Here is a 25,308-nt window from a genome sequence, read left to right as displayed (position 1 = left end):
TTGGGAATTGGGAATTGGGGACAAGGCGAAAGACTTGTTGTAAGTTCTAAACTTTTGTCCCCTTGTCCCTCTGTTTCCCCTGCCCCCTGCTCCCTGCTCCCTGCTCCCTGCCCCCTGCTCCCTGCCCCCCTGCCCCCTGCCCCTCTACCCTCAACGCTTGGCGAATAAATTTTAGCGTAGCTTCAGCATAGTGCTACATTGCCGTTAACCTTTGCTAATTTTGTGGGAATACTATTTATTGTTGGTGTTGGGTTGTAGGTAAAAATTGGTCTATGAATTTGCTGCGACTGAGAATGCATCACTTAATCGAGCAGTTAGCCGATGATGATTTGCAAGACATTTGGGACGTTCTCGAAGCTTTACATTGTGACTTCTATATGCTGAAAGCGATACAACAAGTTAAGCGATCGCAGCAACCGTGGGATATCTTAACCCATGAAGAAGCGGTACGACTGTTGATGTTTTTCTGATTCAGCAGCGCTTTCTTTTCTAGTGCCAGTGGCCCTGAAGTTTTGGTTAAGGTAACACCTAGTGAGTCTGGAAATGCGCTATGCAAGGTCTTTTTTGTTAGACCTGAAGAATTTAGAACCTGCCGCCTACGAGCGGGTGCATGATTTTGTCTTTATTGAGTTAGCCCAAAAGTGGCAACTGACTGATTTAAAAGAACTGCGACAGCTTGATAGTGAAGGCATTTTTCACCGCTTCACCTTAGACAATTACCTGATTGGTATAGAAATTAGGGGTGAAATCGTGAAATTTCTGCGTGTCATCCCTATGCCAGATGTGTGAAGTGAGGAGCCAATCAATTTTGGATTTTGGAATTGCGGATTTTGGGTTTGTTCCACCCACGTTCGCTTTCTTGGCACGTTCGCGGTAGCGTCTGGTATATGAAGTGCGGGGCATCAACCGAAACAATTTTTAATCTAAAACTTGTACTGAGCGGAGTCGAAGTATCTAAAATCTAAAATCTAAAATTGGCACGGTCAACAGGACACTTAAAACTGTAAACTGTATAACGCTAGGCAGGGATCGCTATAACCTTCCATTAAACTGGTTTTTGAAAAACACTTTATTTGAGATTTCCCTATGGATGCTAGGGCACTTTGGCAACGATACCAAAACTGGTTATATTTCCACGAGGGATTAGGACTGTACTTAGATGTGAGTCGAATCCGGTTCGATGATGCCTTTGTGGAATCGTTGCAGCCGAAGTTTGACAAGGCGTTTGCGGATATGGCTGAACTGGAGAAGGGTGCGATCGCAAATCCTGACGAGAATCGCATGGTTGGACACTATTGGCTGCGAAATCCTGATTTAGCGCCAACTCCAGAACTTACACAAGAAATTGTCCAAACCCTAGAACAAATCGAAGCCTTTGCGGAAAAAGTCCAAACAGGTGCTATTCATCCTCCCAGAGCAAGCCGCTTCACGGATATTATCTCCATTGGCATTGGTGGTTCCGCCCTCGGCCCCCAATTCGTCGCAGAAGCTCTCGCTCCTGATTTCCCGCCCCTGAAACTTCACTTTATCGATAACAACGATCCAGCAGGTATTGATCGCGTTCTTAATCATCTACGAAATAGCCTCGCCAGCACTTTGGTATTGGTAATCTCCAAATCTGGAGGAACGCCGGAACCTCGTAACGGCATGATTGAAGTTAAAAAAGCCTACGCCGGACACAATTTGGAATTTGCTCAATATGCGGTAGCAATTACCAGCGTTGACAGCAACCTCGATAAACTAGCCAAAGATGAAGGTTGGCTGGCTAGATTCCCCATGTATGACTGGGTAGGAGGACGCACCTCAGAAATGTCTGCTGTGGGGCTAGTACCAGCCGCATTGCAGGGCATTGATGTTCGCGCCATGCTAGATGGTGCAAAAGAGATGGATGACGCTACCCGCGTCCCAGATGTGAAAAATAATCCAGCAGCGTTGCTAGCTTTGTCTTGGTACTTTGCTGGTAACGGAAAAGGCGAAAAAGATATGGTTGTCTTACCTTACAAGGACAGCTTATTTTTATTCAGTCGCTATTTGCAACAGCTGGTGATGGAATCTTTGGGCAAGGAAAAAGATTTAGACGGCAATGTTGTGCATCAAGGTATCGCCGTTTATGGCAACAAAGGTTCAACAGATCAACACGCTTACGTTCAGCAGTTACGTGAAGGTGTAGCGAATTTCTTTGCTACCTTCATTGAAGTGTTGGAAGATCGTCAGGGGCCATCCACTGAAATAGATCCAGGAGTTACATCAGGCGATTATCTTTCCGGTTTCCTCCAAGGAACCCGACAAGCGCTTTATGAAAATCACCGCGATTCGATTACAGTCACGATTCCCCAAGTTAACCCCCGAATTGTAGGGGCATTAATTGCTTTGTATGAACGTGCTGTTGGTTTATACGCTAGCTTAGTCAACGTCAACGCCTACCATCAGCCAGGGGTAGAAGCTGGCAAAAAAGCAGCCGCCTCCATTCTCGATTTGCAAACACGAGTGGTAGCAGTTTTACAAAAAGAAAAAGCTCCTATTTCTCTTGATGAACTTGCAGAGAAAGCAGGCGCATCAGAGCAAGTTGAGGCAATTTACAAGATTTTGCGTCATATCCATGCAAATCAACGAGGCGTGGTTTTGCAAGGTGATCTTCAGAAACCCGGCAGTTTAACCGTTTCTGCTAGCTGACAGTTCTAGTCCAAACATCACATTTTGTCCATAATTGTTGTATCAGCAACAATTTTTTATTGTGAAGCATCCTAGATAGAGGTTTTTTCTTCCGTCTAGGATGCTTCACTGTATAATTCGTAATTCGTAATTCGTAATTCTATTTTATAAATGGAATTTATACGCAGCTACGTGCAGAGGCTTAGATACCCGACTTCTTCAAGAAGTCGGGTATCTTTTTATTCGTAACTCCTGCACAGATTGCTATATACATCATTGCGAATTAATACTTACCAAAAGGCGTTGATTAAAATAGCTCTTGGGTAGAAAACAGCGATCGAGTAAAAAAGGATTATTGGTATTTCCAGATAATAAATTAACAGGTTGATTTCGATGACAGAATGGGGGCACAATTCCCCAATCTTCTGCTAGCCAAATCCAGTATCCTATGTCAATTCTGCCGTAGTTTGAACCTGTGAGAATCTCCCCAACACTGTTGTTGATAGATACTATTTCTGGCGATGATTTGATTTCAATTAGCAGCCAAGCTAACTCTTCTACAGAAAAGTAATAGCCATTATCACCAGCTATGTTGACGAACTGCTGGGGATCTTTAGCGATTAGCAACTCTTCTTTGAGAGATGACGTTTTTTGTGCAAAATCAAAAAGATCCCAAATCTGTCTTCTTGTAACTAAAAACCAAGCAAGTTCTTCGGCTGTCAAATTGTAACCATTTTCTGTTGCTAACTTGAGAAACGGTTCAAGACTATCGGTTTCTGCTAGTTGACTTTTCAATTGGAAAGTTTGCTCTACTAGTAACAAAAAATCAATAATCTTTTGCCATGTAACTTTGTCAAAAGTTTTGTTAATTTTTGTTTTCTCTTTCCAGTAAATGTATTTATCTTCTTTAAGAAAGAAATTCCAAATTTGATAATACATGGGTCATTTCACTAAGTTTTAAACTTGGTACAGTTAGTTATTAATGAACACCAGTGTAGTAAGTATAATGTGTTTCTTCGACAGTACTAAATCTCTTGGTTAATGTAAATGAAATTACACAGTAGCTAAGTGGAAAATTTCTGTAGCGTTTGTTACTAAAAATAAAATTACTGAGAAAAATGGCGATACCTGCGGCGGGTTATGCGATCGCTAGTTATTACTTCTCATAAAATAAAGTTAAACCAGCATCAATAAGTAGGATTGCTATATGACTGAATCAACTGCAAAACAACCTGCACGTCGGGGTAGAATTTTTCCAGAGCGGACTTTACCACCAGAAGAACTTGCTAGACGCAAAGCTGAAGATGAAGTATTTTATCAGCGTTGTCGGGTAATTTTTGAGCGTGTACGTCCCGATTTGATTCAGGAACACTACGGCTGGTATATTGCAGTAGAGCCAGATAGTGGTGATTACTTAATTGATGTGGATAAAATGCAAGCTCATAAAAAATCCCTTGAAAAATACTCAAATAGTAGACATTGTGTATTCTGTTTAAATGAAATGGGAACAACTGGCACAATATGATTCAAGGGGACTTTGGAGATAATGGGCAACTATTTTTTGAAATTGAGTAACTTTAGGATAACTGCGATCGCTCTTAAAATTAACTTACTTTAATTTTTGTTATAACAAGGTTAAAGCTCTTAATAAACTGGAGATATAAATTATGAATATCCAAATTAAACCTGAACTAGAGCAAATTATCCAAGCCCAAATTGCTACAGGGAGATACTCAAATCCTGAAGAAGTTATTAGTAAAGCGTTGAAGTTGCTATTAGAGTGCGAAAAAGGTTATCAGCAATGGGTTGAAGAAACACGGGAAAAAGTTGAGGTTGCTATTGATCAACTGGATAGAGGAGAAGGTATTGATGGGGAAGTTGTAGTTGAACAATTGCGGGGAAAACTTCGTAAAGCGAGAGAATTTCAAGGATGAAGCAACATATTATTTCTCCAAAAGCAAGTCAGGATCTATCAGAAATTATTGATTATTTTGTTAGAATAAATATTGATGCTGGGGAGCATTTTGTTGAGAAATTTGATAAAAAGTGTAGATATTTAGCTAATTTCCCCAATATGGGACGCAGCTACGGAAATATTAAACCTGATTTGCGCGGTGTTCCTTTGGATAATTACATCATTCTTTAGTTAACGAGTAAATCGCGGAGAAAGTAAAAGCGATCGCTATTCCAATTACTGCCTTTTATTCGTCCTAAATAGCCTGTTAAAGGTGAGGAAAGTTCAATCAGTAAATCGTGAACCACTTCATCATTTAGCCGGGGATTATGAGTAGCATTATAATGAACGCGAATTTCTGTAACTGTGAAACTCGGATGTGTAGCTTTTGCAGTTTCGTTGTCTTGTTCAGAAAGTTCTTTGACTGCTGTGATAATCTGCGATCGCAGATTAATATCTGTATAAATTTGGTCAATATATTTTTCTATTTCCTCATCAGATTGGCCTGCTTTTAAATATTCTTTTAACTTAAATAAGTCTACTGAGTTGCAATGATTGCTTTGTAATTTAACTAACTTCTGAAGCGTTTCTGGTTTAATGATAGCCATACCTTGTATTTTTGCAGCGTCTTGTAGTTGGGTTGTTGGTTCACCAGGGCCAATAATTAATTTAGCAGCCTGACTAAAAAGGTCTGGTCGGCGCAGCATTCCCAAATTCAATAGTTGCACTGCGGTATCATTGGGAATCTTTCTACCTGCTTTGCATTCACCAAATAATGGGTATGGTTTGGAACAAAATAAATCTAAACCACCTGCACCGCCTTTGTGAGCATAGTCAATCGTAAATCCCAGAAGTTCTAGGCTATCACGCACTACATTTTCAAAATCTGTACCAGCTTGATAGTTAGTTTTTTTATCATCTTGTTCGATGCTGCGATCGCCCAATTTTGCAATATCATTTATCCAAGCTAAATCTGGATCGGGTAGCTTAATGAGCTTGTCACTACTCCAACCCAAAAATACTTTGATATCGTCGTCTAATTGTTTAGCTGCTGGTTGGCTAATAGTTAGGGATGCGATCGCACTCTGCAATTCTTCTAATTGAGGGTGTAGTGGTGGTTGTCGATTTTCTAGTTGATGCTTGCGTTGGGCGAAGGTGCGATCATTAAAAACTGGCTTAGGTTCAATAACTATTGTGGGCTGTGATAAAGGGATAAATTGGCTTGTAGAAGTTATGCTGACTTCAATTGGTTTATCTAACTCATAAACCCGTAGGTATGCGAGAAAAATATAATGATATTGTAATAAGACTTCCTTTAATGCTTCTTTACTCCAAATTGTAGATTTTGACAAGACATCTAAAGGTTCGGTATCATCCAGTATTTGGCACAGTTCGCACTTAGCCCATACTTTAATTAAAACTCTTTCAGAATTAACCCTTGCCACGTTATTTACAGCAATTTTCTGTAAATTTGCATTGTAATAAGGTTCAAGTGGTAATGAGAGAGTTGAGGTATTAGTCGGATATAGGGCAAATTGTCGCCCCGGATCAATAAACATCCGGGGTATTGTAGCAATCGTTTGTCCTTTTATTAAAGCTTCAACTTCTTGAGCAGGTAGACATATAGCTTGATCAATTAAAACTGATTCACTCATATTTAATTCACTACCACAGCCAATTCACTAATATCAGCAAGCTCAGATGATTCAGAGTAGCTTCTTACATCTGGAATTTCTACATCGCTTTCAAGAATGTCTTCAGGTACTTGATATGATGGATCACTCAGAATTTCTTTTAGTAGAGTGTTACTAGTTCCTAACTGATATACAGCACCCTTATCAGTAATAAAATTAAGAATTTCCTCCTCGCTAAAGCCATAGTCTATTTCACGCTTTTTATAGACAGATCGAATAGCTAATAGCGGTTTAATTTCCTCTTCTTTAAGCTCTGCAAATTCGCCTCCTTGCGCTATCAGTGGTTCGATATAAGTCTTGTACAAATGAGAACTAATATTTTTATCCTTTGATTTAGAGCGAATTAAACAACCACGAGTCAGACCAAAGGTTTTGTAATCTATTAATCTTCTCAATCCTGCTCCTAAAGCCTTACCACCTGCATACTGGAGAACAGCAACGCCAATACTTATATTTTTCCCATCTTCTTTACCAATAATCTTGAAATTCAGGTAATCGTCTTTACCACCTCGTTGTTTTACTTTCTCTGTTATCTGCTCAATTTTTACTCGTTCTACTGTTTTATTTATTAATGTCTGGAAGCCAAATAAAATAGCATCAGCTAGTAGATAGTTGTCATCTAAATAATTGCTAATATCTTGATTAAGCTCTTTTGTAAAAGCTTGTTCCACTAAGTCTTCTTTCGGAATTAGAGGTGGTTCTACTTCATCAATGGCAATATCAGTAGGTTTACAATTATCTCGACACCATTGTAAAATTTTTCTGACTGGGGGCTTCTCTTCCCTACTCAGGTCTCTCAGTTGAGTTTCAGTAAATGGATAAAGTTGATGAGGTGGTACTAAACTTCTGGCGCTATAGAATTCTGTTAACCACAAAGCTACTAGCTCAACAATTGAATCTCCATTCATGTACTTTAGCGGTTCCCAACCTAGTGAGGTACGTTTTCAAAGCTACTAACCTTGGTAAACAAGATTTGGGTGTACCTCAGTAGACTAGGAAACGCTATTTAAGTCAATAGGATTTCCATAAGCAGAAACTTTACTATGAACACCAGCAGGTAGTTGCTTAATTTTATTAATCCATATAGCAGGCATCATTACGGTTAAAATTACGCCTTTACTTAAATTCTCAAACAACTCTTTAACCAAACCAGCAACAACCTGTGATTTTGTAAAACCGGCATTGTTGATTTCAATAGATTCTAGTTCATCAAAACAAATTACGAGTTGATAATAGTCACCAACAAGATCCAAAGTTTGCTGAATTACATCAAAAGATTGACCATTAATACTCGGTAGACAAAGTTCATTAGCCTTATATTGAGCAAGTTCATCGCCAGATAACCATTTGACCGCATAAAGCGCCTCCGAATCAGCAAGTGTCCACAGAATAGCTCGGATGATATCAGGATTTTTAAGATTCGGTTTAGTCTTACGGAATGCTTCTGTTAGCTGATTAACTAAAGTTCGGTTTTTACTTAATTCATTTCGACTAAGTTTTTGTACTAAATCTTTAGATAACAAAGTTTGAGCTTGAGGATGAATAAACTTGACAGCTTGATTAGCGATTGCTGAGGCAAGTTCTTGCCACTGCGTTACTCCTTGGCTGCCAATTTTCCCTAGACTATCCCCCAAAGTACGCTGGAATCCGTGCTTAATATTATTTAAATCACTAAATTCAGTGGCGTAAATAAATAAAGCACCACCCTCAGTCTGAAGACGATGGCGAATACGGCTGATAATATGTGTTTTACCAGTGCCCGATTCGGCTGTGATAGCAATTGAAGTTCTTTGGTACTGACCAGTACGAATTTGGTTAATTGCTTGAAACACAGCATCAGAAGCATGAGCATTGAGAGTTGTCACATCAGGAAATTCTTTGCCCCAAACTTCTTGGCTTCCTACGTATGGAGGCAGTGCAAAGGGGTTGTGATTTTGTAAAGCTGCGTTAATATCCTCAATAGAGGAAATGGGAGAACTAGTCATAATGGTTTGTGTGCAACAATAAACAACAGAATTTAGATTAATTTGCAGAATTGAGGCGCTTGGCGTAATAGCGTAATCCGCTTAATTTAGTTGTGATTGAGTCTTCAGCTTTATCAGGGGTGATATCTGTCATCTCTCCACCTATTAATTGAACAATGTCGTTCTTCTGCATTTCCAGCACCCATTCATTGAAATCTTCACGAGTGATCTGATCGCCTATTTCTCTCCTGATACGATAAATTGGCACCAGATCATCTAGGTTGTAGTTCTGGTTCAGCTTGTCGTAGACTTCCAACGCCACAGATTTAAACTCGTTGTAAGATGCGATTCCTTTGGAAAGCTTCACTAACGCACCCTTTCCATTAACTGGTACATCAGCACTAGCTACCGCAACATCAATCTGACTAATCCACTTCACCAAAGCATTCGCCGCCCAAGTACCGACAATCGTCCCTTCAAACTTAAAATCGCCACTCCTCAAACCCTCACCCAATACCTCTAAACCCTTGCCAGATGTCAGAGAGTATCCTTTTTTGGAGATTGCGATCGCACCCTGATTCTGCAATTCTTCAAAGGAACCCTGATAATCTGCTACCTTCTGGCTTTTGGATACAATTCGCTTAGTCAATTGACCCTTCTTAACTTCCTGCTGCGTTCCTCCCAAATCCCACAAAGCCAAAAGGAGACGAGTTCTAGTTTGGGCTGTATTTTGTGATGTCATATTTAATCTATTTTTTGACAAAGATCATCATAGTAGCTGTATCTTTCTAATTTATTTACCCAGAAAAAATAACCGAGAAATTGCTGAACATTTCGGCGTTTCAGCTAAATTGATTAATCAAAAATCAACAATATATTTCTTTGGGATGAACGCAGTTTCTCTCAAAGGCAGGATGGAAGACTTGAGAAAACAGATCATCATATAAATGAAACGCTGTAGCTGGTGCAGTTACAAATTAAGTGAAATATGTTTTTTCAATCCCAGGTGAAATAACAGGATTTCCAACTTGGTTTTTGCAACAGCAAGGCTTTTAGCAAATACAGGTGATGAAGAAATCCAATGAATACAATATTTAAAGAACGTAAAATAGTTTCGCGTCTATTTGCAGTGCTACTTTCGGCACTGCTAATGGTACCCTTGCTGAGTAGCTGCGGAGGCGGTTCTCAAAAAGCTTCAGTACCACCACCTGTTGATGACACCGTTGTTGGTAGAACAGTCAGCGATCGCCAAACCGAAGCTAAGAAAGGAATGGGTACAGGTCAAAAAGTGGCACTTTTGGCGGGGGCTGCGGCACTTTACTATATGTACAACCAGCATAAGAATGCTCCCCAAGAAGGAGCGCAAGGTAAGTACTATCTTTCCAAGAACGGGCGTGTATACTACCGCGATGCTGAACATCGCGCTCACTGGGTAACGCCACCAGCAGAGGGAATCCGAGTACCGGAATCTGAGGCACAAAAGTATCGGGAATTCCAGGGCTATAACCGGAGTGCCACAGGTCGCGATCTAACTGGTATAACTTCATCCGCAGCACCAGCACTTTAGATCAGCGAAACGTGTGTAAATAAGAAAGCGGGTTTCCCGAAGGATAACGCCATCGCGCACGTCGGAAACACGAACTTAAATCAGGAGACAGATTATGGTAGATGAATTTTTCCGAAAGGCGAAGGAGTTGCTTTTGGGATCTGACAGCGATAAAGCTGATAAAGATGCTGAATTCCGCGATCGCAATGTGCGTCCAGCCAGCGAAGACCCCTACGGCGATCCCGCAGATCCAGCATCTTACGGCAATGTTATTCCAGCCAGTCAAGACCCCTACGGCGACCCCGCAGATATATCGTCTTACGGCAACGTTCGCCCAGCTAGCGAAGACCCTTACGGCGACCCCGCAGACACAGGGGAGTTTGGTGACGTGCGCCCAGCCAGCGAAGACCCCTACGGCGACCCCGCAGATCAGGATTCCCGCCGTTAACGCGAACGGCACAAATATTCTGGTGAGTTCAACGAACCTCTCCCTGCCTTGAACTAAAGTTCAAATCTGCCCCTCTCCAACTCGGAGAGGGACGGTTTTATGTAGTAAGGGACTTACAAAAAATAAATTATCCACAAAGACGCGATAAATCGCCGTCTCTACAATAATCAGTCCTTTGTAGAGACGGCGATTTATCGCGTCTCTTCCCTTAACCGAACCGTATTGCACTATATGAGCCATCGAACTCATGTTTAATTACGAATAATTTTTGTTAGCCAAAATTTCCTGCGATCGCTCAATATTTTGACGCACAGATCGAGCCGAAGTATGCAAACCCTCTCTTTCTTCATCGCTGAGTGTCAATTCCAATACACTCTCAATTCCACCGCATCCCAACCGACAGGGAACACCAATCACAACATCTTCTAAACCGTATTCACCTTGCAGATACGCCGCCACAGGCAACAACCGCGACTGATTTAGCAAAATCGATTCTACCATCACGCTAGTAGCCGATGCCGGAGCAAAAAAAGCACCACCCGTCTGCATCAATTCCACAATTTCTGCGCCACCGTTGCGGGTTCTTTCTACCAAGCGTTCAATTGTGGCTGCATCCAGCAATTCAGTGATAGGAATGCCATTAACGGTAGCATAACGAGACAAGGGAACCATTAAATCGCCGTGACTACCCAATACCATCGCTTTCACATCGGCGGGTAAAACGCCCAATTCTAGGGCAATAAAGGTTTCAAAACGGGCGGAATCTAACACGCCAGCCATACCCATAATGCGATCGCGTGGTAAACCAGTAGCTTGCCAAGCCAAATAAGTCATCACATCCAACGGATTAGTGACGACAATAAAAATAGCATTGGGAGAATGAGCGATCGCATTTTTTGCCGCTTCCACCACAATCTTGGCATTGGTTTTCAGCAAATCATCCCGACTCATCCCTGGTTTACGGGGAAGTCCTGCGGTAATCACTACAATTTGGGAACCAGATGTATCAGCATAATTATTTGTGCCAATAATCTGGCGATTATGTATTTCAATTCCCCTAGCTTCCATCAAATCCAGCGCCAAACCTTGGGGCATTCCCGCAATAATATCTAGTAAAACTACATCTGCAAGGTTTTTCTCTGCAATGCGTTGAGCTAAAGTACTACCAACTCTACCCGCACCCACGATGGTGACACGAGGTAAATTACACACAATTGGAGAGTTAGGGGAAGAAGACATAATTATTAAAGTGCGATTTTTATCAATAAGAATTCAAGAGTCAGGATAAATTCTGACTCCTGAATTCTGACTTCTGAATTCTTTTTGCTTATTTAAACTCTTCTAGTTGATCGACGCGTAACCAAACGTTGGGTGTTGGCACTTTTCCAAACTTAATCAGGGCGTAATCACCTTTAACATCTACAATTTCGCCCTTGGTTTCAAACAAATAAGAAGGAAAGCGAGTATCACTGGCTTTTGCTTCCAGACTGTTTTCCAATTTCTCGCGGATAGCGCGAACCATATCTCCCTTTTTAACTGCCATGAATTCCCCTCTCAAATTTCTAGATTGTTTTATCTGCATTTTAGGAGACTTCCGAATTAGAAGTAACAATTCCTGTAAAAACGCGATTAATCGCGTCTCCTAATTCCCCCTAGCGTTTGACACTCAGAGCAAAAATGACTAGATCGCCCAGCTAGCCTAATCCGTTGAATTGGCATACCACAAACTCGGCAGGGTTCTCCAGCGCGATTATAAACCCAGGCAACACCACCATAGTTGCCGTTAGTACCTTTGACATTTAAGAAATTACTAAAAGTCGTACCACCAGCTTCTATGCTGGTTTCTAAAACTTGAATGATGCCTGTTCGCAAAAGCTCAATTTGCTTTAGCTGTAAATCTATACACAAAGTTTCAGGTAAAATCCCACTCTTAAACAGGGCTTCATCGGCATAAATGTTGCCTAATCCAGCCACCACAGACTGATCGAGTAGCGCAGTTTTTATCGGACGGCGGCGGTTTTTGAGTTTGCTTGCTAGATATTCGACAGTGAATTCTGGCGAAAATGGATCTGCTGCCAGTTTTGCCAAACCAGTCATAATACTTTCTACAGCAATACCAGGCGGAACCCACCAAATTTTACCGAAGGTGCGCTGATCGACAAAGCGTAATTCCTGCTGATTCCCAAAGAATAATCTAACCCGCGTGTGCTTATGTAATGGTTCATCTCGATGCAGCCATAGTAATTGACCGGTCATTCGCAGATGAACCCCTAGCCAACTGGTTGAAGAAGGGGAAGAAAGTTCAGCGAGGAGATATTTACCGCGACGATGCCAAGTAGCGATCGCACTCTTTTCAATTCCATCAACAAACTCACCTACAGAAAACGGGTAGGCGATGGTGCGATTGAGCAACACATCTCCACCCGTAATTTCTTGGTTAAGGGTTAATTGATTTAGACCCTTTCGGACTGTTTCGACTTCAGGCAGTTCAGGCATTCAAGCTGATAAGCAGACAATTTTGATGTACTTGAGGGTTTAAGAAATAAGATATGGAGTAGTAACTTACCACATCCGTAGGTTGCTCGTATTATTACTCAAGAGAAACCGTAAATACCCGCAGGGCGGCTTTCATTGATTAGGGTAGGCTAGGGTGAAGAATGAATGAACTGAAATTTTCAGATTTCATACTTCAGACTTAAGACTACCCTTCATCATTGCATCAAACAACCCCCTTGTAGCTTTGCTGCTATTTTTTAGCTGGTTTAGCCTTTGGTGCTTCAACCTCGACTAATTCATCCTGGGCAAAGTTGTTGGTATTGATACCAGCGTAATTGACCTTCTCAAAGCGGACAATTACAGGGTATTTGATGCCGCTTTGGTCAATGGAAGCCACAGTTCCTAGATCCTGAAACCAGTAGGATTCAGGGCGGAGAATACGTACTTTAGAACCACGTTGAACCATGATTATTTTCCCTTTTAGTTATCAATCGCCAATCTAGAGGGCTAATTGATTTCACTCTACAACCTGAAGGTCGCTGCTAGAGTCTTTGTTAAGTTATTTGTCTGAATTTGGTAAGGGCATTGGGAATTGGGCACAAGAGGCAGAGGGGCAGGGAGAAGGGAGCAGAGGGGATAAGAAGTAATTTATTATTCTCCCCCTTGCCCCCTGCCCCCTGCTCCCCTGCTTCCTACCCCACTACCCACCCAAAATTTAAAAAGGTATCAGACCCTACTTGACAAGGTGGACATTATAGCTTACCTTCATTCGCAAACAGTATTTTTGCACAAACTTTATGTTTTACTCAATATGAACACGCTCCCCTCGTTACCTCTGCCGATTCGCAGATCGTTATCTATATAGGTGATATCTAACCAGCCTTGCTGTTTATCACTGTTTATTGGAAAATCAATTCCCGCAAATTTTTTACCTGCTTCAATTTGTTGGATAAAAGTTACCGGAGAATTGTATTCTATTAAACGTTGTAAGCCGATAATAGAACGCTCAAATTTCACTTGGACACGCCGACCTGAAACTGGCTCAAACTTAGCAGCAACGCTGACTAATCCTTCCAAATAAGGTAGGCCATAAATCTCAGCTATGTTGTAAACGCTGGTAGTCTCTACCCGGATACACTGATAGATTTGACCCAATTTGCAAAAAGGTAGACGATCTAAATTTAAAAGAGCCTTGCTAGTAGTGTATAGTAATCGCCAATTGCCATCTAGCAAATTACCAGCTTCCACCGGGCGGGGTGTAGGATTAAAGTCTTCTAAATTGGCGATCGCAGCTAAGATAGCCTGTTTCTGTGCTTCAGTAGCCAGTAGACCGCGATTTGTACCAGCGATCGTATCCATGAGAGCCGCTTTCGACATCATCGCCTGTCACCTCTAAAATCACTCACTTTCCATCAGCATAAACAAGATATTCACACATATATGGAGAAGCATAAAAATTACTAAGAATCGCTGGACTTAAGCCTTATGCCTATTAAATAAAAAATTTCTATCTGAATGCGGATTTATTCACTAAAGGCTTGAAAAGATAACTAAATAAATCCGTGTCAAGTGATAAACTCTAAATGTCAACTTACCTAAACTTTTCTTGTCTTCTTTGATATGTTGAACTCTCCATTACGTGAAGAACCCCGTAACCAGCGAGCCCATGTCATCCCTCTAAAGCCAGAGTCCTCTATGTTGGATTGGTTAGAAAATAAAGGTCGGATTATAACACGTGATGTTCACGACCCAGATTTTCAAGATGGTGAAGAAGAAATAGACTCCTTAATGGGTGTAGAAGATGGCATTGGCTACGACCTTGATGATGATGACGATATAGGAATTGCCGAGGAATAGCCTTAAAAGGCTAGGGACTTGGTAGTATCCCTAGCAACTGATATTCAATTTTATAAGTGTGGAGTGAAGGGAAACTTCTGTGGACGCTAAATTATCTCCTGAGCAAGGACTAAATATTTCTGGAATCGCTCTAGCCTCTTTACTAGCCGTTGGGTTAGGTACAACAGCATTTTTCTTGGATTCGATGGCCAATAGGCTACCCTGGCAAAGTATGTCCTTAACCCTGCCACTGCTGTTGTGTGCCCTGGGTTCAGGTGTAGTTGGTTTTTGGGTAATACCTTTACTTCAAGAACTCAAGACTGGACAAATAATCCGCGAAGATGGCCCCCAAGCCCATCTAAAAAAGGCAGGCACGCCCACAATGGGAGGTATCTTTTTCATTCCTGTAGGTGTGATCGTTGCCTGTATATTGTCTAACTTTGCTACAGATGTGCTTGCAGTTTCGGCTTTGACACTCAGCTACGGATTCATTGGCTGGCTTGACGATTGGCAAATTCTGCGGCGGAAATCAAATAAAGGTATATCTCCCCAAACAAAACTAGCTTTACAGGTGGGTTTTGCGGCAGTTTTTTGTCTCTGGCTGATGTTTAATCAACCTTCTAATATTACAAATATTGCTTTACCTTGGGTAAGCTTCACACTACCATTAGGATTTCTATTTTGGCCTTTAGCTGGTTTTGTGCTAGTTGCAGAAAGTAATGCGACTAATTTAACAGATGGTATTGATGGCTTGGCAGCAGGAACAGTAGCGATCGCACTTTTGGCATTAGGAGCCTTAATCGCACCTACAGCACCAGGGTTGATGGTTTTCTGTGCGGCTTTAAGTGGTGGTTGCTTAGGTTTCTTAGCCCATAATCGTAACCCAGCCCGCGTTTTTATGGGAGATACCGGTTCCCTGGCACTGGGAGGTGCATTAGCTGCTGTAGCGCTATTGACAAACACCTTAGTAGCACTGTTCATTCTCAGTGGTATCTTCTTTGTAGAAACTCTTTCAGTGATGGCACAAGTAAGTTATTACAAAGCCACCAAAGGCCCCGATGGCAAAGGCAAGCGCCTCTTTAAAATGGCTCCGTTACACCATCATTTAGAACTCACAGGCTGGTCAGAATTGCAAGTGGTTGGAGTATTTTATGTCATCGCGGCTATGTTGGCTGCTATCTGTTTGGCTTAGGCGTAGCCCGCCCCCAGCATCGCTCCTTTCTGAATCATGTTTTGAGAAAATATCAAAGATAAAAAACAACTCCCACATCTTCAGGGAGTTGTTTTTTATGGGAAAATGCTTTATCTAGAACCCTCATAAAAACGCGAAATTTGGCATCCCGCCCAAAGCTTAATTACGAATTACCTTAGCGTAACGTTAGCGAATCTTGCCTACGACACGCTGGCGCGAACGAGCATCATTACGAATTATTTTAGGAAACTCCAAAAAATAAATTATCCAATTTGTTAAAATCAAAACGACTTTTCCTCCCCCTGCTCCCTGCTCCCTGCTCCCTGCTCCCTGCCCTAAAAGCGATCGGACATTTTTTTAGTTGAAAGTCTCTTAGTCGTACCTATTTACATACTCCATAACCCGATTCTTCCCTGTTCGCTTTGCCTCAAGCATCGCTTGATTTGCTCGATTCAAAAAATCCTTAACTGTAATCCCTGGTTCTGATACAGCTATTCCAAAAGAAGCAGTAATACTTTCGAGGATCTGATCGCCATCCTTGAATTGCATTCGTTCAACATCTATCCTTAATTGTTCTACTCGCTTCCTGAGATTTTCCAGCGTCATATTAGGCATTATAATGACAAATTCTTCACCACCCCACCTGCAAGCAATATCAAAAGAGCGAATAGATTTTAATAGCAGTTTTGCTAATTCCTGAATAACAATGTTGGCAGTCAAATGCCCATAGCGCGAGTTATAAGATTTAAAGTTATCGATATCAAGGAAAATAACGCTAAGAGGTTGTCCTAAGCGTTCAGCTTCCGCTAGCCTTTGTTCCGTTATGGTTTCCATATAGCTTTGATTGAATAGTTGGGTCATCCTATCCCGCAAGTTATCATAAGTTAGACGTTGTTTTATCGATATATTATTCAGTGCAAAGCCTAAAGTTCTAGCAATAATCTCAGTAATTTGTTGATCTTCTGGACTGATTTCTTCAAGGGCATAGATGTGTAAAATCCCAACTACTTCCCCTTGCCCAAACAATGGAAAACACAAATGTGCGCCGCTAATGGGCTGGATTAGGTGGTTGCACACCAGTCCTGTACCAGAAGATAAAAGGTTGAATTTCCCTCTCCGCAATGCCCAACATTCAGATAGCGAAAATATTTCTTTGCTGGTTCTGATGCTTTTATCTCCCCAAATACTATTCATCTGAACGTAATTTTTAGAATTAGCAATTATACAGATACAACCACTCATATTAGGAAACAGCTTGGAACAGGTTAAAGCGACTGCTTGATATATCTCATCTTTAGATTCGCAGCAATAAAGCATATCTGCCATATCTGAGAGATATATGAGTTCTCGTCTTTTTGCTTCTAATTTGAGTGTTTTTTCTTCTAGTTGCCGATTTAAGTCAGTGAGCGATCGCTGTGCTTCTATAGATTCTGTAATATCGATACTGATCCCACCGATGCGGCGATCGCCTGTTGTACCATCGCTAAAGGGAAACTTAAACGATAGCCAGTAGCACGGCTGATTATTACCAGGTAATTTTACCTCTTCAATCAGCTTCAAGGGTTGTAGAGTCCTCAAAACGACTTGATCGTTTTCCATTACCCGCCGCCCTTCTTCTGGATCTGGCAAGAATTCACTATCCGTTTTCCCTAACCATTCTTGTGAATCTACCGAAAATCTAGACTGTAGCTCCTGGTTATAGTAGAGCGCTCTAGATTGCTCATCTTTGATATAGGCTACAAAGGGGCCCTGATCTAAAAATAGCCGTTGCATCTGCTGGCTGCGTTGAAGTTCGCGGCTATCTTCTTGATATTTGGCGATCGCCTCTACAAGTTGATAGGCAGTTGGCATTAGGCAGAGTAAGGCAGATAAGGAAATAAACGCCATGATATCAAGCACAACTAAGTGCAACAGCGACATTGCCGAATGTGTCTCAAAGACTGCCAAAAAGTGATGAAATCCACAAAATAATACGAATCCACCCGATAATAAAAAGGCTAGCCAAAACTTAGAAGGGATAGTTGTTTTAGTTTTGACAAAGAAAACCCCTATTACTATAGGGATGCCAAAGTATGAAAATGCAGTAATGCCGTGAGCAATTATGCAATTCCAGTAAATAGGCTCCATTGCTGACCTGATATGAATATTTCACCGTCTCACTATAATTCTGGATACTCTCATCGTGTAAGTAGAGAAAGGATGATTCTAGTGTCTCATTCCTTAGTTCGATGGCGGTTTTCTGAAGGTTACTTATTTCATTCCCTGACATAGCTGACTTACCAAATGATTAAGTTCAGGCACAATTAGTTTTTCCATTGCCAACCGCACAGCATTACTGGAACCAGGAAGCGAGAAGATTAATTTATTTTGATATACACCAGCAACAGCGCGAGAAGCGATCGCCCGCGAACCAATTTCTTGATAACTTAAAAAACGAAACAACTCACCAAATCCCGGCAAAGTTTTCTCCAATAACTTCTCAATGGCATCATAAGTGGTATCTCTTGGTGCTATACCCGTGCCACCATTAAAAATTACAGCATCCAAGTTTGAACTTTTACCCAGATGTTCTATCTGCCCTTGAATTTGTGTTGGTTCATCTTTGATAATCGTGTAGGCTCCGACAACATGGTTAGCACCAATGAGTAACTGCTGAATTAGCTGGCCACTTTTGTCTGTTTCGGGTGTGCGTGTATCGCTGACAGTAACCACAGCACAAGTTACCGTAATCCCAAGCGAATCTGGATGTGGTTGTTGTGTCATGGGTTAAGCTTTTAAATTTTGATAATAGACAATTGGGCACGGAGAATGGCGAATCGGACATGAAAAAACAACATAAGCCATTCGCCATTCGCCATTGCCCTATTTTTCAGCTTTGCTCAGTCCAAGATCGTTTTCTTCAGCGTACCGTTCCATAAAGCGCATAAAGCGCTCCCATTCTTGGGCAGATTTCATTACGTAAAGTGCTTCTAATGCTTCCGGTTTCCCGTTGATAAATTTCGCCTTCACTTCACGAGTAACTATTTCGCCTTCTTCGTCACTTAAGTACATCCCGGTAATATCTTCGGTGCTACCTTGATCTAAAATCTTCGGATTCGTAAAAATAAATGTGGCTGTACCACTGTCACCAGTGCGCGATCGCGTCAAACGTACCTCTGGAATTACCTCTTCGTCAAGACCTCTAGAAAACTGGATTTTCGCCATGATGAATGAATTTAAACTTTTGTGATGGTTAATTTAATATTCTCTCATCAATTAGAACACCACGGTCTAGAGGCTACTGTTATTATTTTTTTAGTATATATACTTAAATTACTTAGTTTGACAGTAATAAATTTTATCTATTTAATCTAGCTACTGTTATGTCGCATCACGCGGTGGTGACAAGACAGCAGCCAAAACTAGCACATCTTGACAATGAACTAAATAAAATAGAGTTTGCATTACGATCATGAGATTTATGTAAATATACAGTTATTTGCCATATCAAAATGAGCATTTTTTAACCCAGAAAACAAGGAAAATATAGATATCCAGTTAATTGGTGTTGATTTATACTATTTCAAATTTTTGTAGTCGTTATACTCATAACTTAGGTTCTACCTGGGAATTAGGAAGTGGCTTTGCCACTTCTTTTTATTTATCTGCTAGATCGGTAAAAAATAAGTTAAAAGTAAGTAATTTGTTGAACTTTTAACTTTTATATCATGTCTGTTTAATTAACCATAAAATAACTAGCCTGTTAAGTTATTGCTTGATAACCTCTAGTCCATCCCACAGAATGGTAGTAGAGACATGATATTAGTCATTATTCATTGTATCTTGCCATCTCTCCCGCTTGGGCTTGCTCTCCACATCGCGCGATCGCCCTTCTTGCCAAGTCCCCCACATTAGGGATTGCTGTTTTTCGACATGATTAATAAACTGCATGATTGACTGATCTGCTTTGATGGGAGTTTTCAAATCAAACTTAATTGTTTGGACAATCTTGATGTCACCCATAAGAAAGAACTTCCCAGCAATCTTAGTTAGCCATAGCACAACTCGATTGCACAACCAACCAAAAATTCCTTTACGTTTCTTAGTGATCAACAAGATTTGGCCCTCAGCTTTTCCGCTTTCGTGAAGGCGAACTGCAAACATCGTGTGGACGTGGAAGAAGTCGGGGCCAAGTGTGACAATGCCAATGCTACCGTACCAATAGCAAACACTGTAAGTTATGGCATTTTTATAGAAAATACGGATAAGCTTGATCAAAAAAGAATTTTCTTTAAAAGGTGCAGTGTTGCTGAAGATAATCGCATTATCGTTCAGTTCCTGTCTTTCAAAAATAATTTCTGCTGGCAGTTTGTGAATCGTATTTAGATGTTGAGCATCGATGGCATTAATCATCACCACATTGGGGTGACAGTTCATCACGAAGTGAGAATGGATGGCGACATCATACTCTTTTTGTTCTAACTCTGGAACAAAAGGTAAAGGCTGTTGTGGGATTTCTCCAGTCCAAACCCAAATCATGCCGTACTTCTCAGCAGTGGGCCAAGTTTGTAACTTTAGAGAAGGTGGTGTATCTAAACATGGAATATCAATACACATCCCCTCAGCATCAAACTTCCAGTGGTGGAAAAAACAACGGAGTGCATTACCTTCAACTTTGCCTTCAGCAAGGTGAGCGCCCATGTGTGGACAGTAAGCATCAAAGGTAGCTACTCTTTTATCTTTACCCCGGTAAATTACCAGTTCTCTGCCCAAAATCTTGACAGGTTTTACTTCACCCACCCGCAGATTTCGAGAGGGTATTACCCAATACCATCCTTCAATAAAACGCTCTGGATTATTAAAATTTTTAGGTTTACGGGTTGAGCTAGAAGTCTGCGAGTTGAAATTCATTTTTATAGTTTCACTTGAGGTGAAGCAGTTAATCTAGAAGTAACATGGAAACTTTTAAAAAACAGTTACTTTCAGTACCATGACAAACAGCTACCTAATAAATAGATAAAAATCAATAGGCAAAAATTGAATTATATTAAAAGTATTAAAATAATTCAAATTAAATATAAAATGGTGTAGTTACAGTAGTTCTACATTATTTTTTTAATATTAATTAGAAAAAACAGTAAAGTTTGTAATTGCATAAACAATTAAAATGCTGAAACTAATATATATGAATCCGGTTTGATTCCTGTTCGCGCAGCGTGGCGTAGCCATATTTACTTGCAGGAATTGGGAATTGGGAATTGGAAAGAAAAGAAGAGATACATCAGTACTGAGTCTTGTTCAAAAATCAAATAGGAGTCCTATAGCAATCCTATCTGATTACTGAAAACTCTCAGTATCCTTTAAGATAAGAAGTCGGGGATCTAAAACTATGCAATAAAAAGTTTCAAAATTTTTGCTTTTGCTGAATCATTAGGGAATTTTAAGTAAGGATGACTCTTATTGCTTAGGATTAATATGGCTTTTCAGACTCCAGGTTCAGATTTTTCATCAGTTTCCGACGATATTATCGTTGTACAATCAAGCCGGAAAGGGTGGTTCTCAAAAATTACCGACGGTCTGAGTATTGGTAACAAAATTAAATTTGGATATGGTCTTGCCCTGGGTGTGGGAATTATCGGAACCACAATTGGGTTAGTCTTTGGCGATCGCTACCAGCAACAAGCTTTGCAGAAACAAGAAAATGCGTTTAAGGAACTTAATTTGCTCTATCAGCTTCAGACAAGTATCCTTCAAACATGGACGCATCAGCAGCAACTCATTCCATTAGTGAGAAATCCAAAGCTGTACAAAGAGGAATATGCCCATATTACTAATACACATGCACCTGAAATAAAGCAGGTTTGGTTGGAACTCCAAACATATATAAAAACTACCAATTATGGAAACGAAAAGCACACTGAAAATATTCCTCTGCTTCTAAAAACTTATGAAGGTGTAACACAAACTTATATCCAGCAACTTGAGAAATTATTTCAGCAACTTGATTTATCTCCTCTAAGTGATAGTAAAATTGCGATCGCTCAAGGACAACTGTTAAAGTTTGCCAACAGTGAGTTAGCGCTCCAGTTTGATGGTATATCCGATGAACTAGTCACTGTCGTTAATACCTCTTATCAGGAATTACAAGCAGCAACGACAATGTTTAAGACCGCAGCAGAAATACGGATTAAAATCATTGTCGGTAGCATTCTATTGTCAGTAGTACAAGAGAAAATTTTTGAACTTTTCTTTACTACTAAAGCTACAGGCGTTGGCACTGGTATGGGACTTTCCATTAGTTATCAGATTGTAGTCGAAAAACATGGAGGACAACTAACTTGTAAATCTGAGGTGGGAAGTGGTACAGAATTTATTATTTCTCTCCCCGTTCAAAAGCAGCATTCATCCAAAGACACTCAACTGCAACTCTTGCGCTAAAGCTTCAACAAATGCGATCGCACCTACAGGATTTCCTATATCATCCAAACCAGGACTGTAACAAGCGATCGCTCCCTCACCTGGTACTATTGCTATAAGTCCACCACCAATCCCTGATTTCATCGGTAGACCAATCCTGACTGCAAACTCCGCAGAAGCTTCATAGAGTCCACAAATTGACATTACAGCATTGACAATTCGGCGGTTTTGTGATTGTGTGGAGCTATTTTCAAAAGCTAGGATTTTTCCTAACAGGGCTAAATCTTCAACTCGCCCAGAAATACAGCATATTTGATTATAAGTGTCAAGTGCTGTTTCAATATTTTCTAGATTACCTGTTTCAGCAAGATAGTTTGCGATCGCTTCATTGGCTGTTGAGCGTGTTAATCGCACTGAAGCCAGCATCACCTCATCTAATTTAAGTTGGCAATCGGCTAATTGGTTAAGCCATTGACAAAATAAAAAAGTGCGTTGGCTAGCATTCTTTCCTGGTAACTTATCAGCGAGGGTGATTGCCCCACTATTAATCATAGGGTTGCGGGGACGGCCGCGATCGCTAACTAATTGTTCCAAAGAATTGAAAGGTGCATCCGATGGTTCCACCCCAACCCAGCCAAAAACCGTTTCTGCACCGAAATGTTCTAGCAGATAAAGTAAGGAAAACGTCTTAATAACGCTCATTAGCGGGAAAATACAAGCAGTATCCCCAAAGGTGATAGTTTCTTCCGATTTACAGCAGATATGAACTGCAAACCAACCAGGATCGGCTAAAGCTAATTGGGGAATGCGATCGGCAACTCGTCCCTGTTTAGCCTGGATTTTGGCTTGTTGTACCCAAGCTGATAATTCCGTAGTATTTAATTTATCAAGTCCTTTCACAACAAATACACCCAGATTCAATTACGAATTACGAATTACGAATTACGAATTACGAATTACGAACTATTATGCTTCCCCGTGTTAGAGCGCCAGAATTACCGCAAAATTATTTTTGGTTCAATACCGATAAACCCTTATCTCTTAAACAACTCAAGGGTAGAATCGTCATTTTAGATTTTTGGACATACTGCTGTATTAATTGTCTGCATATTCTGCCAAACCTAAAATATTTAAAACAAAAATATAAAGATAGCCTTACCGTTATCGGTGTCCATTCTGCCAAATTTGACAACGAAAAAGAAACAGAAAATATTCGCCAAGCTATTCTGCGCTACGACGTTGAACACCCAGTTATAGTTGACAGCAATTTTCGACTTTGGGAAGAATATGCTGTACGTGCTTGGCCTACTTTAATAATTATTGATCCAGAAGGTTACGTAATTGGTCAAATTGCCGGCGAAGGAAACCGTGACGCTTTAGACGAATTGATTCAAAAGTTAATTTACCAACACCAGGATAAACGCACAATTAATTTTCAAGAACTTAGCTTGACTTTAGAAAAACAGCGCCAGCCATTAATTACACCTCTAGCTTTTCCTGGTAAAGTCTTAGCTACCCAAGCGGGTTTGTTCATTGCTGATTCTGGACATCATCGCCTGATTATGAGTAGCTTCGACGGCGAAATTCTGCATTTGATTGGTACTGGAAAATCTGGTTTAACCGATGGTGCTTTTAATGAAGCGCAATTTTTTACACCACAGGGAATGGCTTATGATGCAGAAAATCAAATTCTTTACGTTGCTGATACAGAAAATCATACCCTGCGGCGAGTTGATTTGAAGCGTCAAGTTGTCGAAGCGATCGCAGGAAATGGAAAACAAAGCCGGAATATTCATCCTCACGGCGGTGCTGCTTTAGAAACCGCGTTAAATTCCCCTTGGGATTTGGTGAAGGTGGGAAATACCTTATTTATTGCAATGGCTGGGCCCCATCAAATTTGGGAAATGGATTTAGAAACTAACATCATTAAAACTTATGCTGGTACTGGTGCAGAAGCTTGCGTTGATGGTTCACTTACTGAATCTGCTTTTGCTCAACCTAGCGGTATTACTACAGATGGAAAAGAATTATATATCGCTGACAGTGAAGTTAGTTCAATTCGTGGTGTTGGAATTGTAGAACCCTATCAAGTGCGAATCATTTGCGGTAGTGGGGGTTTATTCGATTTCGGTGACATTGATGGACAGGGTGAAGATGTGCGTTTACAACACTGTTTAGGAGTGGAAGTTGCTCAAAATTTTATCTGGGTTGCAGATACCTATAATCACAAAATTAAATTAGTTAGTCCTAGCGGCAATTGTAAAACAGTCTTAGGAGATGGTACTGCTGGTTTACAAGATGGACAAGGTAAGAATAGCCGATTTTTTGAACCTTCGGGATTGAGTGTTAGCGGTTCTTTTTTATATATTGCCGATACTAATAATCATATTATTCGGCGTGTAGATTTGAATAATCTTGAGGTGACAACACTAGAGTTTATTCGTTTGTGTGCGCCGGATATTTGTACTCCGCTTAATTTATAAAATGACTACCTAACACAAAATTTTAGAGTCTTTATAGGAGCCTTGGTATGATAATTTGAAGCGTTCGATTAATATTTTTGGTTCGGTATTTTTACTAGAGTTATACCAAAAATTTTATATTATAATCTGATGCTGAGTATAACCAAAAAGCAATTACTATGACCCTGAATTGATATGGAAAATAAATTTATTCCTTTAGAGTGTGAAGATGATGTCATTTGTTTTGAGAAAGATACTTTTAAAGTAAGTAAACTAAGAGAGCTAGTTATACGAGAAATTGTAAATAAATGGCGGCGGGAAATTTGCACATATAAAACTAAAATTAAGAATGATTTTGTTGGTAGTTTATTTGGCAGGATATCTACTGGAGATGAGTCCATACCCTTTACTGAAATTCAACTAAATGCTGTCAAAGATTGTCAGGTTCTTAAGAGTGATGGTAAAGGTTGGCAGCAGGGGAAGTTAGAAATTAGGATATTTATATATCCTAATAGTCATAAAGCAAATAATGTATGTCTTGAGTTTTATCCAGATGAACCTATTAATATAGGACTTACGCTAGGTAATGGAAAATCGAACCACAGAGATACAGAGAACACTGAAAAATAAGAGGTTTAGAGGTATTTTGCGTCAGTCCTGTAATATAG

General features: G+C 40.4%; 29 protein-coding genes. 13 read left to right on the top strand and 16 right to left on the bottom strand.

Going from position 1 to position 25,308, the window contains the following annotated elements; translation table 11 throughout:
- Window positions 1-272: 272 nt before the first annotated feature.
- From VB732_RS01525 to VB732_RS01515, 3 genes are all read left to right on the top strand, one after another.
- Window positions 273-470 carry a hypothetical protein gene (locus tag VB732_RS01525; RefSeq protein WP_069073153.1) on the top strand — a complete coding sequence of 66 codons (198 nt, stop codon included), beginning with the start codon at window positions 273-275 and terminating at the stop codon, window positions 468-470.
- A gap of 61 nt (window positions 471-531) precedes the next feature.
- Window positions 532-789 carry a cytotoxic translational repressor of toxin-antitoxin stability system gene (locus tag VB732_RS01520; protein ID WP_099102182.1) on the top strand — a complete coding sequence of 86 codons (258 nt, stop codon included), beginning with the start codon at window positions 532-534 and terminating at the stop codon, window positions 787-789.
- Window positions 790-1,086: 297 nt separating this feature from the next.
- On the top strand, window positions 1,087-2,673 hold the full coding sequence (locus VB732_RS01515; protein WP_323229047.1) for a glucose-6-phosphate isomerase: 1,587 nt from the start codon (window positions 1,087-1,089) through the stop codon (window positions 2,671-2,673).
- Window positions 2,674-2,925: 252 nt separating this feature from the next.
- Here VB732_RS01515 and VB732_RS01510 read toward each other — a convergent pair whose 3' ends face one another.
- Window positions 2,926-3,591, bottom strand: a complete 666-nt coding sequence (locus tag VB732_RS01510) for a Nif11-like leader peptide family natural product precursor (protein WP_323229046.1) — start codon at window positions 3,589-3,591, stop codon at window positions 2,926-2,928.
- A 268-nt stretch (window positions 3,592-3,859) separates the two neighbouring features.
- On the opposite strand from VB732_RS01510, the gene VB732_RS01505 reads away from it, so the two are divergent.
- The 3 genes from VB732_RS01505 to VB732_RS01495 all read left to right on the top strand — a co-directional run bounded on the left by VB732_RS01505 (window position 3,860) and on the right by VB732_RS01495 (window position 4,798).
- Complete coding sequence (locus VB732_RS01505; RefSeq protein ID WP_323229045.1) at window positions 3,860-4,177, top strand: hypothetical protein; 318 nt, start codon at window positions 3,860-3,862, stop codon at window positions 4,175-4,177.
- Between the two features lie 142 nt (window positions 4,178-4,319).
- The gene (locus VB732_RS01500; protein ID WP_323229044.1) at window positions 4,320-4,586 is read left to right on the top strand and encodes a ribbon-helix-helix domain-containing protein; all 267 of its coding nucleotides are present in this window, start codon (window positions 4,320-4,322) and stop codon (window positions 4,584-4,586) included.
- The gene (locus VB732_RS01495; protein WP_323229043.1) at window positions 4,583-4,798 is read left to right on the top strand and encodes a type II toxin-antitoxin system RelE/ParE family toxin; all 216 of its coding nucleotides are present in this window, start codon (window positions 4,583-4,585) and stop codon (window positions 4,796-4,798) included. Before VB732_RS01500 ends, VB732_RS01495 begins: the two co-directional genes overlap by 4 nt.
- Here VB732_RS01495 and VB732_RS01490 read toward each other — a convergent pair.
- The 4 genes from VB732_RS01490 to VB732_RS01475 all read right to left on the bottom strand — a co-directional run bounded on the left by VB732_RS01490 (window position 4,795) and on the right by VB732_RS01475 (window position 9,006).
- The gene (locus VB732_RS01490; RefSeq protein ID WP_323229042.1) at window positions 4,795-6,261 is read right to left on the bottom strand and encodes a DUF1802 family protein; all 1,467 of its coding nucleotides are present in this window, start codon (window positions 6,259-6,261) and stop codon (window positions 4,795-4,797) included. The genes VB732_RS01495 and VB732_RS01490 overlap by 4 nt on opposite strands.
- A 2-nt stretch (window positions 6,262-6,263) precedes the next feature.
- Window positions 6,264-7,208, bottom strand: coding sequence for a hypothetical protein (locus VB732_RS01485; RefSeq protein ID WP_323229041.1), 945 nt, complete (start codon window positions 7,206-7,208; stop codon window positions 6,264-6,266).
- Between the two features lie 84 nt (window positions 7,209-7,292).
- Window positions 7,293-8,285, bottom strand: a complete 993-nt coding sequence (locus VB732_RS01480) for an ATP-binding protein (RefSeq protein ID WP_323229040.1) — start codon at window positions 8,283-8,285, stop codon at window positions 7,293-7,295.
- A 37-nt stretch (window positions 8,286-8,322) separates the two neighbouring features.
- Window positions 8,323-9,006 (bottom strand): hypothetical protein, encoded by a 684-nt coding sequence (locus VB732_RS01475; protein ID WP_323229039.1) that lies wholly within the window; start codon window positions 9,004-9,006, stop codon window positions 8,323-8,325.
- Between the two features lie 339 nt (window positions 9,007-9,345).
- On the opposite strand from VB732_RS01475, the gene VB732_RS01470 reads away from it, so the two are divergent.
- Window positions 9,346-9,831 carry a hypothetical protein gene (locus tag VB732_RS01470; protein ID WP_323229038.1) on the top strand — a complete coding sequence of 162 codons (486 nt, stop codon included), beginning with the start codon at window positions 9,346-9,348 and terminating at the stop codon, window positions 9,829-9,831.
- Between the two features lie 94 nt (window positions 9,832-9,925).
- Window positions 9,926-10,258, top strand: a complete 333-nt coding sequence (locus VB732_RS01465) for a translation initiation factor (protein WP_323229037.1) — start codon at window positions 9,926-9,928, stop codon at window positions 10,256-10,258.
- A 60-nt stretch (window positions 10,259-10,318) separates the two neighbouring features.
- On the opposite strand, the gene VB732_RS01460 is transcribed toward VB732_RS01465, so the two are convergent.
- The 6 genes from VB732_RS01460 to VB732_RS01435 form a co-directional block, all read right to left on the bottom strand.
- On the bottom strand, window positions 10,319-10,498 hold the full coding sequence (locus tag VB732_RS01460) for a hypothetical protein (protein ID WP_323229036.1): 180 nt from the start codon (window positions 10,496-10,498) through the stop codon (window positions 10,319-10,321).
- A gap of 15 nt (window positions 10,499-10,513) precedes the next feature.
- On the bottom strand, window positions 10,514-11,497 hold the full coding sequence (gene mdh / locus VB732_RS01455; RefSeq protein WP_323229035.1) for a malate dehydrogenase: 984 nt from the start codon (window positions 11,495-11,497) through the stop codon (window positions 10,514-10,516).
- Window positions 11,498-11,585: 88 nt separating this feature from the next.
- The gene (locus tag VB732_RS01450; RefSeq protein WP_114082812.1) at window positions 11,586-11,801 is read right to left on the bottom strand and encodes an NAD(P)H-quinone oxidoreductase subunit O; all 216 of its coding nucleotides are present in this window, start codon (window positions 11,799-11,801) and stop codon (window positions 11,586-11,588) included.
- 86 nt (window positions 11,802-11,887) lie between these two features.
- Window positions 11,888-12,754, bottom strand: a complete 867-nt coding sequence (locus VB732_RS01445; RefSeq protein WP_323229034.1) for a DNA-formamidopyrimidine glycosylase — start codon at window positions 12,752-12,754, stop codon at window positions 11,888-11,890.
- 250 nt (window positions 12,755-13,004) lie between these two features.
- Window positions 13,005-13,220 carry a photosystem I reaction center subunit IV gene (locus tag VB732_RS01440; protein ID WP_322640614.1) on the bottom strand — a complete coding sequence of 72 codons (216 nt, stop codon included), beginning with the start codon at window positions 13,218-13,220 and terminating at the stop codon, window positions 13,005-13,007.
- A gap of 329 nt (window positions 13,221-13,549) precedes the next feature.
- Window positions 13,550-14,134 (bottom strand): PAP/fibrillin family protein, encoded by a 585-nt coding sequence (locus VB732_RS01435; RefSeq protein ID WP_323229033.1) that lies wholly within the window; start codon window positions 14,132-14,134, stop codon window positions 13,550-13,552.
- A 240-nt stretch (window positions 14,135-14,374) separates the two neighbouring features.
- Between VB732_RS01435 and VB732_RS01430 the strand changes: the two genes are divergently transcribed.
- The gene (locus tag VB732_RS01430; RefSeq protein ID WP_323229032.1) at window positions 14,375-14,611 is read left to right on the top strand and encodes a DUF3134 domain-containing protein; all 237 of its coding nucleotides are present in this window, start codon (window positions 14,375-14,377) and stop codon (window positions 14,609-14,611) included.
- A 79-nt stretch (window positions 14,612-14,690) separates the two neighbouring features.
- Window positions 14,691-15,782: a phospho-N-acetylmuramoyl-pentapeptide-transferase gene (mraY, locus tag VB732_RS01425; protein ID WP_323229031.1), complete on the top strand. Its 1,092-nt coding sequence runs from the start codon at window positions 14,691-14,693 to the stop codon at window positions 15,780-15,782.
- A gap of 372 nt (window positions 15,783-16,154) precedes the next feature.
- On the opposite strand, the gene VB732_RS01420 is transcribed toward mraY, so the two are convergent.
- From VB732_RS01420 to VB732_RS01405, 4 genes are all read right to left on the bottom strand, one after another.
- On the bottom strand, window positions 16,155-17,909 hold the full coding sequence (locus tag VB732_RS01420) for a diguanylate cyclase domain-containing protein (protein ID WP_323229030.1): 1,755 nt from the start codon (window positions 17,907-17,909) through the stop codon (window positions 16,155-16,157).
- Window positions 17,910-18,032: 123 nt separating this feature from the next.
- The gene (locus tag VB732_RS01415; protein ID WP_323229029.1) at window positions 18,033-18,545 is read right to left on the bottom strand and encodes a MogA/MoaB family molybdenum cofactor biosynthesis protein; all 513 of its coding nucleotides are present in this window, start codon (window positions 18,543-18,545) and stop codon (window positions 18,033-18,035) included.
- Between the two features lie 99 nt (window positions 18,546-18,644).
- Complete coding sequence (gene psb28 / locus VB732_RS01410) at window positions 18,645-18,986, bottom strand: photosystem II reaction center protein Psb28 (protein ID WP_323229028.1); 342 nt, start codon at window positions 18,984-18,986, stop codon at window positions 18,645-18,647.
- A 597-nt stretch (window positions 18,987-19,583) separates the two neighbouring features.
- Window positions 19,584-20,672 carry an aromatic ring-hydroxylating dioxygenase subunit alpha gene (locus VB732_RS01405; RefSeq protein WP_323229027.1) on the bottom strand — a complete coding sequence of 363 codons (1,089 nt, stop codon included), beginning with the start codon at window positions 20,670-20,672 and terminating at the stop codon, window positions 19,584-19,586.
- Between the two features lie 564 nt (window positions 20,673-21,236).
- On the opposite strand from VB732_RS01405, the gene VB732_RS01400 reads away from it, so the two are divergent.
- Entirely contained in the window at window positions 21,237-22,199 is a 963-nt protein-coding gene (locus VB732_RS01400; protein WP_323229026.1) for an ATP-binding protein, read from the top strand.
- Here VB732_RS01400 and glsA read toward each other — a convergent pair.
- Window positions 22,164-23,078: a glutaminase A gene (glsA, locus tag VB732_RS01395; protein WP_323229025.1), complete on the bottom strand. Its 915-nt coding sequence runs from the start codon at window positions 23,076-23,078 to the stop codon at window positions 22,164-22,166. The two genes, VB732_RS01400 and glsA, sit on opposite strands and share 36 nt — an antisense overlap.
- Window positions 23,079-23,146: 68 nt before the next feature.
- Between glsA and VB732_RS01390 the strand changes: the two genes are divergently transcribed.
- Both VB732_RS01390 and VB732_RS01385 read left to right on the top strand, forming a co-directional pair.
- On the top strand, window positions 23,147-24,661 hold the full coding sequence (locus VB732_RS01390; protein ID WP_323229024.1) for a thioredoxin-like domain-containing protein: 1,515 nt from the start codon (window positions 23,147-23,149) through the stop codon (window positions 24,659-24,661).
- Window positions 24,662-24,835: 174 nt separating this feature from the next.
- On the top strand, window positions 24,836-25,270 hold the full coding sequence (locus VB732_RS01385) for a KGK domain-containing protein (protein WP_323229023.1): 435 nt from the start codon (window positions 24,836-24,838) through the stop codon (window positions 25,268-25,270).
- Window positions 25,271-25,308: the final 38 nt, after the last annotated feature.

The sequence above is a fragment of the Nostoc sp. UHCC 0252 genome (genome assembly GCF_034931145.1).
Classification (GTDB): domain Bacteria; phylum Cyanobacteriota; class Cyanobacteriia; order Cyanobacteriales; family Nostocaceae; genus Nostoc.
The sequence above is the reverse complement of the archived record's forward strand: the minus strand, read 5'-3'. Positions and strand labels throughout refer to the sequence as shown.

Excerpts from the sequence above, each read along its gene's own strand:
- VB732_RS01440 (WP_322640614.1), bottom strand. The coding sequence starts at position 13,220 with ATGGTTCAACGTGGTTCTAAAGTACGTATTCTCCGCCCTGAATCCTAC.
- VB732_RS01385 (WP_323229023.1), top strand. The coding sequence starts at position 24,836 with ATGGAAAATAAATTTATTCCTTTAGAGTGTGAAGATGATGTCATTTGT.
- VB732_RS01430 (WP_323229032.1), top strand. The coding sequence starts at position 14,375 with ATGTTGAACTCTCCATTACGTGAAGAACCCCGTAACCAGCGAGCCCAT.
- VB732_RS01420 (WP_323229030.1), bottom strand. The coding sequence starts at position 17,909 with ATGGAGCCTATTTACTGGAATTGCATAATTGCTCACGGCATTACTGCA.
- VB732_RS01405 (WP_323229027.1), bottom strand. The coding sequence starts at position 20,672 with ATGAATTTCAACTCGCAGACTTCTAGCTCAACCCGTAAACCTAAAAAT.
- VB732_RS01510 (WP_323229046.1), bottom strand. The coding sequence starts at position 3,591 with ATGTATTATCAAATTTGGAATTTCTTTCTTAAAGAAGATAAATACATT.
- VB732_RS01480 (WP_323229040.1), bottom strand. The coding sequence starts at position 8,285 with ATGACTAGTTCTCCCATTTCCTCTATTGAGGATATTAACGCAGCTTTA.
- VB732_RS01475 (WP_323229039.1), bottom strand. The coding sequence starts at position 9,006 with ATGACATCACAAAATACAGCCCAAACTAGAACTCGTCTCCTTTTGGCT.
- VB732_RS01525 (WP_069073153.1), top strand. The coding sequence starts at position 273 with ATGAATTTGCTGCGACTGAGAATGCATCACTTAATCGAGCAGTTAGCC.
- VB732_RS01450 (WP_114082812.1), bottom strand. The coding sequence starts at position 11,801 with ATGGCAGTTAAAAAGGGAGATATGGTTCGCGCTATCCGCGAGAAATTG.
- psb28 (WP_323229028.1), bottom strand. The coding sequence starts at position 18,986 with ATGGCGAAAATCCAGTTTTCTAGAGGTCTTGACGAAGAGGTAATTCCA.
- VB732_RS01435 (WP_323229033.1), bottom strand. The coding sequence starts at position 14,134 with ATGATGTCGAAAGCGGCTCTCATGGATACGATCGCTGGTACAAATCGC.
- VB732_RS01515 (WP_323229047.1), top strand. The coding sequence starts at position 1,087 with ATGGATGCTAGGGCACTTTGGCAACGATACCAAAACTGGTTATATTTC.
- VB732_RS01415 (WP_323229029.1), bottom strand. The coding sequence starts at position 18,545 with ATGACACAACAACCACATCCAGATTCGCTTGGGATTACGGTAACTTGT.
- VB732_RS01495 (WP_323229043.1), top strand. The coding sequence starts at position 4,583 with ATGAAGCAACATATTATTTCTCCAAAAGCAAGTCAGGATCTATCAGAA.
- VB732_RS01465 (WP_323229037.1), top strand. The coding sequence starts at position 9,926 with ATGGTAGATGAATTTTTCCGAAAGGCGAAGGAGTTGCTTTTGGGATCT.
- VB732_RS01445 (WP_323229034.1), bottom strand. The coding sequence starts at position 12,754 with ATGCCTGAACTGCCTGAAGTCGAAACAGTCCGAAAGGGTCTAAATCAA.
- VB732_RS01390 (WP_323229024.1), top strand. The coding sequence starts at position 23,147 with ATGCTTCCCCGTGTTAGAGCGCCAGAATTACCGCAAAATTATTTTTGG.
- VB732_RS01460 (WP_323229036.1), bottom strand. The coding sequence starts at position 10,498 with ATGGCTCATATAGTGCAATACGGTTCGGTTAAGGGAAGAGACGCGATA.
- VB732_RS01485 (WP_323229041.1), bottom strand. The coding sequence starts at position 7,208 with ATGAATGGAGATTCAATTGTTGAGCTAGTAGCTTTGTGGTTAACAGAA.
- mdh (WP_323229035.1), bottom strand. The coding sequence starts at position 11,497 with ATGTCTTCTTCCCCTAACTCTCCAATTGTGTGTAATTTACCTCGTGTC.
- VB732_RS01500 (WP_323229044.1), top strand. The coding sequence starts at position 4,320 with ATGAATATCCAAATTAAACCTGAACTAGAGCAAATTATCCAAGCCCAA.
- VB732_RS01505 (WP_323229045.1), top strand. The coding sequence starts at position 3,860 with ATGACTGAATCAACTGCAAAACAACCTGCACGTCGGGGTAGAATTTTT.
- VB732_RS01490 (WP_323229042.1), bottom strand. The coding sequence starts at position 6,261 with ATGAGTGAATCAGTTTTAATTGATCAAGCTATATGTCTACCTGCTCAA.
- VB732_RS01470 (WP_323229038.1), top strand. The coding sequence starts at position 9,346 with ATGAATACAATATTTAAAGAACGTAAAATAGTTTCGCGTCTATTTGCA.
- VB732_RS01400 (WP_323229026.1), top strand. The coding sequence starts at position 21,237 with ATGGCTTTTCAGACTCCAGGTTCAGATTTTTCATCAGTTTCCGACGAT.